This is a genomic window from Pseudomonas sp. NPDC098740, assembly GCF_044760065.1.
GTDB classification, from domain to species: domain Bacteria; phylum Pseudomonadota; class Gammaproteobacteria; order Pseudomonadales; family Pseudomonadaceae; genus Aquipseudomonas; species Aquipseudomonas rossensis.
This window is the reverse complement of sequence record NZ_JBIWAM010000007.1, coordinates 241,886-253,378: the sequence shown is the minus strand read 5'-3', so window position 1 is coordinate 253,378 and position 11,493 is coordinate 241,886. Positions and strand designations below refer to the sequence as shown.

Sequence of the window (11,493 nt, the reverse complement as noted above, 5' to 3'; positions counted from 1 at the left end):
GCTCTGGATGCCAGCCGTCAAAGTAAAAGAGAACGAACCCTTCGACGTAGCTCTGCGTCGTTTCAAGCGCTCCTGCGAAAAAGCCGGTGTACTGGCTGAAGTTCGTAGCCGCGAATTCTACGAGAAGCCTACTTCTGAGCGTAAACGTAAAGCAGCAGCCGCTGTTAAGCGTCACGCCAAGAAAGTACAGCGCGAACAGCGCCGCGCCGTTCGTCTGTACTAATACACAGACGTTCGTAGCAAGCTTCTGCCAAGCCCGGCCCTCAGCCGGGCTAATGGCATTTGCGGACAACGCTTGATGCTTCACCGTCAAAGCCGCACACGCGACCAAGACAAATCTGCTTCACAGCGTCAGACCTGGCTCTTTTGCCAGCGGTGCACGTCTTTTCTGACGAGCCTTCCAAGGCTACTGACGAGCACACCCACTGATTCCTCTCACGACGATCAGCCCAAGGCACCTTCTTGCGTGCCAGCTTATGAGCTATCCGAGGCCATCGACAGGCCGTAGCCGGATTCAGCGCAACACTTTCAAATAGTCGAGTACTGATTGGTACTAACGTCAGTGGATTTTCGGCAGATACACTTCCCGACAGCGATTACGCAGACGACACTGGTCGAGCCGCACATTTCGCGCGCCTCAAACAACGACCCGCGCTCAGCCGCTCTTCGTTTCGGATCCATTGCAGCGCAGATGACGAGAACGCCATGGCCGGGCTAATTCCCCAGAGCTTCATTGACGACCTTCTGAACCGCACCGACATCGTCGATGTGGTCAGCTCGCGCTTGCAAATGAAAAAGGCCGGCAAGAACTACACCGCTTGCTGCCCGTTCCACAAAGAGAAAACCCCCTCCTTCAGCGTCAGCCCCGACAAGCAGTTCTATTATTGCTTTGGCTGCGGCGCTGGCGGCAACGCCCTCGGCTTCATGATGGACCACGATAATCTGGATTTCATCCAGGCTGTCGAAGAACTGGCCAAAGCCGCCGGCATGGAAATCCCCCGCGAAGAAAGCGGACGGCCGCACAAACCGCGGCAGCCGACCGATTCGCCGCTCTACCCGCTACTCACCGCCGCCGCCGACTTCTACCGTCAGGCACTGAAAAGCCATCCATCGCGAAAAGCAGCCGTGGATTACTTGAAAGGTCGCGGACTGACCGGCGAAATCGCCCGAGACTTCGGCCTCGGCTTCGCCCCGCCTGGCTGGGACAATCTGTTCAAGCACTTGAGCAGCGACACCCTGCAACAGAAAGCCATGATCGATGCCGGCCTGCTGATCGAGAACGCCGAAACCGGCAAACGCTATGACCGTTTCCGCGATCGCGTGATGTTCCCGATCCGCGACAGCCGCGGACGAATCATCGCCTTCGGCGGCCGGGTATTGGGCGACGACAAGCCGAAATACCTGAACTCACCGGAAACCCCGGTATTCCATAAGGGCCAGGAACTCTACGGCCTTTATGAAGCACGCAAGAACAACCGCAACCTCGACGAAATCATCGTCGTCGAAGGCTACATGGATGTTATCGCCCTCGCCCAGCAAGGCCTGCGCAATGCTGTCGCGACCCTGGGCACCGCCACCAGCGAAGAGCACTTGAAGCGCCTGTTTCGCGTCGTGCCCAACGTGCTGTTCTGTTTCGACGGCGATCAGGCAGGTCGAAATGCCGCCTGGCGGGCATTGGAGGCAGCGCTGCCGAGCCTGCAGGACGGGCGGCGCGCACGCTTTCTGTTCCTCCCCGAAGGCGAAGACCCCGACACGCTGGTCCGCTCCGAAGGCACTGATGCCTTCCGTGCACGGATCAACCAGCACGCCCAACCATTAGCGGATTATTTTTTTCAACAGCTGACCGAGGAATCGGACCCACGCTCGCTCGAAGGCAAGGCCCACATGGCCACCCTCGCCGCGCCGCTGATCGACAAAGTCCCGGGTGCAAACCTGCGCATCCTGATGCGTCAGCGCCTGACCGAAATTACCGGGCTTAGCGGTGAAGCCGTGAGCCAACTGGTACAAAGCGCACCTCAGGAAGCACCGCCGGCGTACGACCCGGGCATCGATTACGACGCCATGCCAGATTACAGCGACTACCATCAGCCACAGGCACAAGAGATGTATGTGCCGCAGCAGGAATGGACGCCGAAGAAACCCGGCGCCGGCGGCAAAAAATGGGACAAAAAACCATGGGACAAAAACGGCAAACGCGGTGGTGATCACGATCAACCCCGCGCGCCACGGGTGCCGGCCGCTGTAGAGCCGCCGACCCTGGCCGCCTTGCGCACGCTATTGCATCACCCGCAATTGGCCGAGAAAGTCGAGGATGCCGGGCACTTTGCTGCCGAGGATCACACCAACACGCAATTGCTGGTGGCCCTTCTCGAAGCCGTACAGAAGAATCCCAAGCTAAACTCATTTCAGTTGATTGCACGCTGGCACGGTACGGAGCAAGGACGCTTGCTCAAGGCGCTGGCGGAAAAGGAATGGCTGATTGATGGAGATAACCTTGAACAACAGTTTTTCGACACCATTACTAGCTTGTCAGCCCGCCAACGCGAGCGAAACCTGGAACAACTTCTCAGGAAAGCACGTCAAAGTGAACTGAGTGCCGAAGAGAAAAATCAACTGCGCGACCTATTAAGTCGCAATGTTTCCGCAACAAGCCCGACCTCAACTGGCGCGTGAGGTCATAGCTCAGGTATAATCCTCGGCTTGTTTTTTGCCCGCCAAGACCTTCAGTGGATAGGGTGTTATGTCCGGAAAAGCGCAACAGCAGTCTCGTATCAAAGAGTTGATCACACTTGGTCGTGAGCAGGGTTACCTGACTTACGCGGAGGTCAACGACCACCTGCCGGAGGATATTTCAGATCCGGAACAGGTGGAAGACATCATCCGCATGATCAATGACATGGGGATCAACGTATTCGAGGTTGCGCCAGATAAGGATTCCCTTATGCTGGCCGACGCCGATACCGACGAAGCCGCGGCCGAAGAGGCAGCAGCAGCGTTGGCAGCGGTCGAGACCGACATTGGTCGCACCACCGACCCAGTGCGCATGTACATGCGTGAAATGGGTACGGTAGAGCTCCTCACACGTGAAGGCGAAATCGAAATCGCCAAACGTATTGAAGAGGGCATCCGCGAAGTGATGGGCGCAATTGCGCACTTCCCTGGCACGGTTGACCATATTCTCTCCGAATACACTCGCGTCACCACCGAAGGTGGCCGCCTGTCCGACGTCCTGAGCGGTTATATCGACCCGGACGACGGCATTGCGCCGCCTGCTGCAGAAGTGCCGCCGCCTGTCGACCCGAAAGCCGTGAAAGCGGACGACGACACCGACGACGATGACGCTGAAGCCAGTACCGACGACGAAGAAGAAGCCGAAAGCGGTCCGGATCCGGTTATCGCAGCTCAGCGCTTTGGCGCTGTCTCCGATCAGATGGAAATCACCCGCAAGGCGCTGAAAAAGCACGGTCGTGGCAACAAGCTGGCAATTGCCGAGCTGGTGCTCCTGGCTGAGCTGTTCATGCCGATCAAACTGGTTCCGAAGCAATTCGAAGGCCTGGTCGAGCGTGTTCGCAGTGCCCTGGATCGTCTGCGTCAGCAAGAGCGCGCGATCATGCAACTTTGCGTTCGTGATGCCCGCATGCCGCGTGCCGACTTCCTGCGCCAGTTCCCGGGCAACGAAGTTGACGAAAGCTGGACCGATGCACTGGCCAAAGGCAAAAGCAAATACGCTGAAGCCATTGGTCGCCTGCAACCGGACATCATTCGTTGCCAGCAGAAGCTGACCGCGCTGCAAACCGAAACCGGTTTGACGATCGCCGAGATCAAGGACATCAACCGTCGCATGTCGATCGGTGAGGCCAAGGCCCGCCGCGCGAAGAAAGAGATGGTAGAAGCGAACTTGCGTCTGGTGATCTCCATCGCCAAGAAGTACACCAACCGTGGTCTGCAATTCCTCGATCTGATCCAGGAAGGCAACATCGGTTTGATGAAAGCGGTAGACAAATTCGAATACCGCCGCGGCTACAAGTTCTCGACTTATGCCACCTGGTGGATCCGTCAGGCGATCACTCGCTCGATCGCCGACCAGGCCCGCACCATCCGTATTCCGGTGCACATGATCGAGACGATCAACAAGCTCAACCGCATTTCCCGCCAGATGTTGCAGGAAATGGGTCGCGAACCGACCCCGGAAGAGCTGGGCGAACGCATGGAAATGCCTGAGGACAAGATCCGCAAGGTATTGAAGATCGCTAAAGAGCCGATCTCCATGGAAACCCCGATCGGTGATGACGAAGACTCCCATCTGGGTGACTTCATCGAAGACTCGACCATGCAGTCGCCAATCGATGTCGCCACTGTTGAGAGCCTTAAAGAAGCGACTCGCGAAGTTCTGTCCGGCCTCACTGCCCGTGAAGCCAAGGTTCTGCGCATGCGCTTCGGTATCGACATGAATACCGACCACACCCTCGAGGAGGTTGGTAAGCAGTTCGACGTGACCCGTGAACGGATTCGTCAGATCGAAGCCAAGGCGCTGCGCAAGCTGCGCCACCCGACGAGAAGCGAGCATTTGCGCTCCTTCCTCGACGAGTAACAACAAAACCCCCGGCCCAGGCCGGGGGTTTTGCTTTTATACAGATTAAATCCCCCGCACCTCCCTCCCTCCGAATTGCCCGTCTACACTCGAAACATTCCCAGAGCCATAACGAGACCGTTATGCCCAGACTGCCGACCGTGCTTTTTTTGCTGTCGCTATTGACCTGGACCGCAACGGCTGGCGCGCTGACTCTCACCGACGAAGAACGTAGCTGGCTGGCGGCTCACCCGGACTTGCGCCTGGGTGTCGATGCGTCATGGCCACCCTTCGAGTTTCGCGACGATCAGGGTCGCTATCAGGGCCTTGCAGCAGACTATATCGACCGGATCCGTCAACGCCTGGCCATCAAGCTCACGCCCATCGAGCCCGTCAGTTGGACAGTCGTCCTGGAGCAGGCCAAACAAGCCAAGCTGGACCTGTTGCCCGGCATCATGTCGACCCCGGAGCGCCAGACTTATCTGTCATTCACCCGCCCCTACCTGGACTTTCCGATTGTCATCCTTGCCCATGTCGGAGGTCCCCAGCCACGCAAACTCGAAGACCTGTACGGGCTGAAAGTCGCCGTGGTGGAAAACTACGCACCCCACGAGCTGTTGCGCACCCACAATCCCGACCTCAATCTGGTGGCGATGCCTAACGTCAGCTCAGCGCTGCAGGCGCTGGCTACCGATGAAGTGGATGCGGTGGTCGGCGATCTCGCCTCCAGCGTCTGGAGCCTGCGTCAGCTCAAGCTCGACGGGCTCTACGTCAGCGGCGAAACCCCCTATCGCTATCAATTGGCGATGGGCGTGCCCCGGGACAACAAGATACTGGTCGGCATTCTGGATAAAGTCCTGGCGGACATGACCCCGAATGAAATCAATGAGATTCAGGAGCACTGGGTCGGCAACGTCCTCGATCATCGAACATTCTGGAACGATCTGCTGGTTTACGGTCTGCCGGGGTTGCTGCTGCTGATCATCGTGCTGGCGATGGTTATCCGGATCAACCGCCGGCTGAGTTCAGAAATTTCCCGCCGGGTCGACCTGGAACAAGAACTGCGCAGCAGCGAATACCACTACCGCGGGCTGGTGGAGAGCCTTTCGGCCATCGCCTGGGAAGCGCGGATCAGCGATTTCACGTACAGCTATGTGTCGCCCCATGCCGAGGATCTGCTCGGTTACCCCTTGTCTCATTGGCTGATTCCGGGCTTCTGGCGCAACATTATCCACCCGGCCGACCTGACCCGCGCCCAGACCTTCTGCGATCACGAAGTACTGGCCGGACGCGATCACAGCCTCGATTACCGGGTCATCACCGCCGATGGCCGCTGCATTTGGGTGCGAGATATCGTCAGCCTGATCGAGCACGGCCATGAACCGGTGATGCGCGGGCTGATGATCGACATCAGCGAAGCCAAGCGCACCGAAGAGGCGTTGCGCCTGTCGGAACAGAAGTTCGCCTCGGTGTTCCAGCAATGCCCGGACATTCTGGTCATCGCACGACTCTCCGACGGCTGCCTGCTGGAGGTCAACGAAGCGTTCGAAGAACAGATCGGTCTCAAGGCCGAAGACGTCATCGGCCAGACGGCCACCGACCTGAACATCTGGGGCATACCCGGCGTCGGGCCGGGCTTGTTGCAACGGTTGCAGGCCGGCAGCATCCGTAACCTGGAGATGCCCTTTCGCCGCAACAATGGCCAAGTGTTTACCGGCCTGATCTCCGCTGAGCCGTTCGACCTCGATACAACCCCTGCGCTGGTAGTGGTCGTGCGGGACATCACCCAGCTCAAAGAAACCCAGAAACAGCTGCAAACCTCCGAAGAGAAATTCGCCAAGGCCTTCCATGCCTCACCCGACGGCTTATTACTGTCACGGCAGAGCGACGGTTTATTGATTGAGGTCAACGAGGGTTTCAGTCGCATTACCGGTTTCAACAGCGCGATGTCCGTGGATCGCTCCGCCCTCGAGCTGGGAATCTGGGTCAATCTCAACGAACGCAAACAGATGCTCGATCTGCTGCACCGGGACGGTTTCGTCCGCGACTTCAGTTGCCATATACGCCGCAGCGACGGACAGATCCGCCTCTGCGAGGTGTCCAGCCGTCCGCTACCGATCGGCGATGAAGATTGCATGCTGACCATCGCCCGGGACATCACCGAGCGACACCTGATGCAGGAGAAACTGCAACAGGCTGCCACGGTATTCGAGAGCACCGCCGAAGGTGTATTGATCACCGACACCCAACAGCACATCAGCGCGGTCAACCGTGCGTTTACCGAAATCACCGGCTACAGCGAGAGCGAAGCATTGGGCCACACCCCTCGCCTGCTCGCCTCGGGCCTGCACGACAGCGCATTTTATGCCGCCATGTGGCATCAACTGACCGCCGAAGGTCATTGGCAGGGCGAAATTTCCAACCGACGCAAGAATGGCGAGCTCTACCCGAGCTGGCTGACCATCAGTGCGGTGCGTAACCGGGACAAATTCATCACCCACTTTGTCGCGGTGTTCGCGGACATTTCCAGCCTCAAACACGCCCAAGCCAAACTCGATTATCAGGCCCACCACGACCCGTTGACCGGGCTGCCAAATCGCACGCTGTTCGAGAGCCGATTGCTGACCGCGCTCAACAACCAACAGGAAAACGGCGGCCAGGGCGCGGTGCTGTTCCTGGACCTGGACCGTTTCAAACACATCAACGACAGCTTGGGTCACCCGGTCGGCGACCTGCTGCTCAAGGGCATTGCCGTGCGCCTCAAGGAACAGTTGCGCGACATCGACACCGTGGCGCGCCTGGGCGGCGACGAATTCATCATCCTGCTGCCCGGTCTGCAGCAAGCCAGCGACGCCGACAACATCGCGACCAAGTTGCTCAATTGCTTCGGTGCACCGTTCCAGGCCGGCGAACATGAGTTTTTTATCAGCGCCAGTATCGGCACCAGCCTGTATCCCAAGGATGGCTGCGACGTCGCCACGCTGGTCAAGAACGCTGATGCGGCGATGTACCGCTCCAAGGCCAAGGGTCGCAACCGGGTCGAAAGTTACACCCGCGACCTCACCGCTCAAGCCAGCGAGCGAGTGGCACTGGAACATGAACTGCGACGCGCTATCGAGCGCAACGAACTGCACCTCCATTATCAACCGAAGATCAGCCTGGTCGACCATCGCCTGGTCGGCGCAGAAGCGCTCATTCGCTGGCACCACCCGGCCTTCGGCGATGTACCGCCGGAGCACTTCATTCCGCTGGCCGAAGAAAACGGCATGATCCTGCAAATCGGCGATTGGGTTCTCGAAACCGCCTGCCGGCAGATGTTCGAGTGGAATCAGGTTTACGAACCCGTCGGCCCGCTGTCGGTCAACCTCGCGGGCGCTCAATTGCGCCAGCCGAACCTGCTCGGCCGGATCGAACAATTGCTCAAGGACAACCGCCTCAAACCCGGTTTCCTGCAACTGGAAATTACTGAAAACTTCATCATGAGCCAGGCTGAAGAAGCGCTGGCAGTGCTGCATCAACTCAAACACCTGGGCGTGCAACTGGCGATCGACGACTTCGGCACCGGTTACTCGTCCCTGAGTTACCTCAAACGTCTGCCACTGGACATTCTCAAGATCGACCAGTCTTTCGTCCGCGGCCTGCCGGATGATCCCCACGACGCAGCCATCGTTCGCGCCATCATCGCCCTGGGCCGCAGCATGCAATTCACCATCATTGCCGAGGGCGTCGAAACCCTCGCACAGCAGCAATTCCTCGCGGCCGAAGGCTGTGAACAGATCCAGGGCTACATCGTCAGCCTGCCCTTGCCACCGGAAGAATTTGCCGCGACGTTTCTTCGTATAGCCATTTCAGACTTTTCGGATAGCACAGCCGAGAAACCGTCGCTATAATCCGCGGCCTACTGAGGGCCTATAGCTCAGTTGGTTAGAGCAGAGGACTCATAATCCTTTGGTCCACGGTTCAAGTCCGTGTGGGCCCACCAACTCCAAAGCCGCGCATTGCGCGGCTTTCGCGTTTCTGGCTGGTCCATCACAGATACAGTCCTATGGTCCAAGGGTACAAATTAGGTACAGTGCTGGTTCGCCAGCCGCCTAGGAGCACCCTCTCATGGCTACTCTCGTCAAAACTCCTTCCGGCACCTGGAAGGCGCTCATTCGTAAAAATGGCTGGCCCACTGTCGCCAAAACCTTCCGCACAAAGCGTGATGCGGAGGACTGGTCGAGGCGTACCGAAGAAGAAATGGTGCGTGGCGTGTACATCCGGCGTAGCGGCTCGGAGAAAATGACGCTAGAGGCTGCACTCAAGCGCTACCTGAGCGACATAACCCCCACCAAGAAGCCCACCACTCAGCGGGGCGAAACCTCGAAAGCCAAGAAACTCATTGAGCACCTGGGCAAATACTCACTGGCTGCCCTCTCCGCTGAAATCATCGCCGGATATCGTGACAAGCGCCTGAACGAACCCAGCCGTGGTGGGACCATCAGCAACAACACCGTGCGCCTCGAACTGGCCCTATTGAGCCACCTGTACACGGTAGCTATTCAGGAGTGGGGTTTAGGTCTGACGTTCAACCCAGTGCTGAACATCCGTAAGCCAAGCCCTGGGGATGGTCGTGACCGAAGGTTATCACCGGAGGAAGAACGCCTTCTGCTCGCGGCCGTGAATCGACACAGCAACCCTATGCTGGGCTGGATTGTTTGCATCGCTCTGGAAACGGGTATGCGCTCGTCAGAGATCTCATCCCTACGGCGACCCCAAGTGGATCTGGCAAAGCGTGTCATACGTCTCTCAGACACGAAGAACGACGGCTCCCGAACCGTTCCACTGAGCAAGCGCGCCACTGAAGTGTTCAAAGCTGCGATGGACAACCCGGTGCGACCAATCGACTGCAATCTGGTGTTTTTTGGTGAGCCTGGGAAGGACAAGAAACGTCGACCGTATACCTTCACGAAAATTTGGGGACAGCTGAAGAAGAAGCTCGATCTGCCTGACTTCAGGTTTCACGACCTCCGCCATGAAGCTGTAAGTCGGCTTGTCGAAGGCGGGCTATCTGACCAAGAGGTTTCAGCCATCAGTGGTCATAAGTCGATGCAGATGCTCAAGCGATACACCCATCTTCGAGCTGAGGACCTGGTGGATAAACTGGACAAAATCTCAAGATGACTAGTTCTTATAAAAAATCGTGAAAAAAATGCGACTATTTTTATAGTCGCATCATCGAAAACTAAAAAACACTAGTAAACATCCGGCATATATAGACCTTATCAGACACCCACCATTTAATTTCAAAACCAACATAGCCAACCAAAGACTACCAAGCCGTATAAATCAGTCAACCAAGATACTATATATTGGTAATTTAGGCGCATGAGCCAGTTTGACAATACGCCAATACACCTCAAGAATTCGCAGACCTTCTCCAGACACTGCGAACTTACACATGACAACTGAAGAGTATCTACTTAATCGTTTCGGCCCCTTAATGAGCATTCCAGACGTTGCCACGTTACTAGGGCGCTCTCCTGATGGAGTGAGGGTCTCTCTTTATTCCGACACTGATATCTCCCGCAAACTCAAACCGGCAATGATCCGGATCGGCCGCCGCGTATATTTCAGGACAATGCAGATCAATGACGCTCTTAACTTAGACTCTGAGGTAAGTCCCCAGGACAAGCTGCAATGAGCTACAAGGCCTACGACTGGGTCTGGACGCACAAGTTTGGCTCACCTACCGCGAAGCTCGTAATGATGGCTGTAGCTAAACATGCGGACGAAAATGGAATGTGCTGGCCAAAAGTGCGAACCCTAGCAGAGTTTTGCGGCATTTCTTCCAGAACAGTGCAACGTCAACTCAAGGAGTTTGAGCGCGCAGGTCTGTTAACCATCCAAAAAAAATATCGTGGCGATGGCGGTCAAACGGCGAATATATATTGCATAGCGCTTCCAGCAGTAAAAGCCTCAGCCCCCACTGACAAGGCTGTCACCGGGGGGATGTCATCTACGACACCCCTGCCCCAGACAGCACTGTGTCACGGGGGGAATGACACAGCGGTGACATGCCAAGAACTAACAAGAGAACCCAAAAAAGAACTACTACAAACAACAGATGATGATCTGCGCCTCCCCCAGCAGCTCAAGGATGGAGACCGCGCATGGATCGTTCAACTCTTGAACGACATCCCGAGACATGATCACCAAATGCTTCTTGATGAGCTTTCGGAGGCACTGAAATCAGGAAAGATCACAACAACCCCCCAGCGGTGGTTTTATGGTTTGAAGAAAAACTATTTGAAAGGCGATTTTTGCCCTCTTGCAAAGCCAAGTAAGCCGAAGCCAAGAATCGTAGCACCCAATGAAAGTCACAACAGCGACAAACCATCGTGGGTGCGCACTGAAAACAAAAAAGACAGCATAAATGCCTTGAAACGATTGATAGGGAACAAAGTTAAACCTCAGTGACTATCAATCACCTGAACCGCACGCCAAACAAATAGCATTAAAAGGACGGAAAATGTCACTCCATTTTAAACAACTTGAAAGCTATTGCGACAGCCTGGACAGAACAGGCGACATACAAGTTATCCTTCGAGCACACTACAAAAACGGCTTCGCGCTCAGCGTATCGGACGGTGTAATTGATCACGCAGTCATCGACGAAGAAAACCGCCCCTACTGGTTTAGAACAGTAGAAATGGCATTAGATGAGCTTGCAAACATTCCGTATATTGCTGACCAGATTGTAATTGATCGAAAATTCTGGTCTTGATTAAAAATCAAACAACCGACCACTGAGCGCAGCTTATTTATACCCTAAGAACGCTCCTGCGTACTGGGTGCTGGGGCTGAAAAGAAAACCCCTGACAGGTGGGAACAGCAGCTCGATAGAAAGAGCCACCGGACAAGCAGCGGAAAGACGCGCCGTA

The 11,493-nt window shown here is 56.3% G+C and carries 8 protein-coding genes and 1 tRNA gene; all 9 read left to right on the top strand.

The annotated features are described in order from the left end of the window. Positions 1-7: 7 nt before the first annotated feature. The 9 genes from rpsU (at position 8) to ACIQU2_RS11795 (ending at position 11,336) form a co-directional block, all read left to right on the top strand. Positions 8-223, top strand: coding sequence for a 30S ribosomal protein S21 (rpsU, locus tag ACIQU2_RS11835; RefSeq protein ID WP_002551877.1), 216 nt, complete (start codon positions 8-10; stop codon positions 221-223). Between the two features lie 482 nt (positions 224-705). Beyond that, positions 706-2,673, top strand: coding sequence for a DNA primase (gene dnaG / locus ACIQU2_RS11830; protein ID WP_403140732.1), 1,968 nt, complete (start codon positions 706-708; stop codon positions 2,671-2,673). 67 nt (positions 2,674-2,740) lie between these two features. Then, complete coding sequence (rpoD, locus tag ACIQU2_RS11825) at positions 2,741-4,591, top strand: RNA polymerase sigma factor RpoD (RefSeq protein WP_008147190.1); 1,851 nt, start codon at positions 2,741-2,743, stop codon at positions 4,589-4,591. 122 nt (positions 4,592-4,713) lie between these two features. Then, positions 4,714-8,460: an EAL domain-containing protein gene (locus ACIQU2_RS11820; RefSeq protein ID WP_403140728.1), complete on the top strand. Its 3,747-nt coding sequence runs from the start codon at positions 4,714-4,716 to the stop codon at positions 8,458-8,460. A gap of 15 nt (positions 8,461-8,475) precedes the next feature. Then, a tRNA-Ile gene (locus tag ACIQU2_RS11815) sits at positions 8,476-8,552 on the top strand. Positions 8,553-8,677: 125 nt separating this feature from the next. Then, on the top strand, positions 8,678-9,733 hold the full coding sequence (locus tag ACIQU2_RS11810) for a site-specific integrase (RefSeq protein ID WP_403140725.1): 1,056 nt from the start codon (positions 8,678-8,680) through the stop codon (positions 9,731-9,733). Positions 9,734-10,010: 277 nt separating this feature from the next. Next, the gene (locus ACIQU2_RS11805) at positions 10,011-10,253 is read left to right on the top strand and encodes a plasmid-related protein (RefSeq protein ID WP_403140723.1); all 243 of its coding nucleotides are present in this window, start codon (positions 10,011-10,013) and stop codon (positions 10,251-10,253) included. Further along, complete coding sequence (locus ACIQU2_RS11800; protein ID WP_403140721.1) at positions 10,250-11,029, top strand: helix-turn-helix domain-containing protein; 780 nt, start codon at positions 10,250-10,252, stop codon at positions 11,027-11,029. The genes ACIQU2_RS11805 and ACIQU2_RS11800 overlap by 4 nt, the downstream gene beginning before the upstream one ends. A gap of 52 nt (positions 11,030-11,081) precedes the next feature. Next, positions 11,082-11,336, top strand: a complete 255-nt coding sequence (locus ACIQU2_RS11795; RefSeq protein ID WP_403140718.1) for a hypothetical protein — start codon at positions 11,082-11,084, stop codon at positions 11,334-11,336. Positions 11,337-11,493 lie beyond the last annotated feature (157 nt).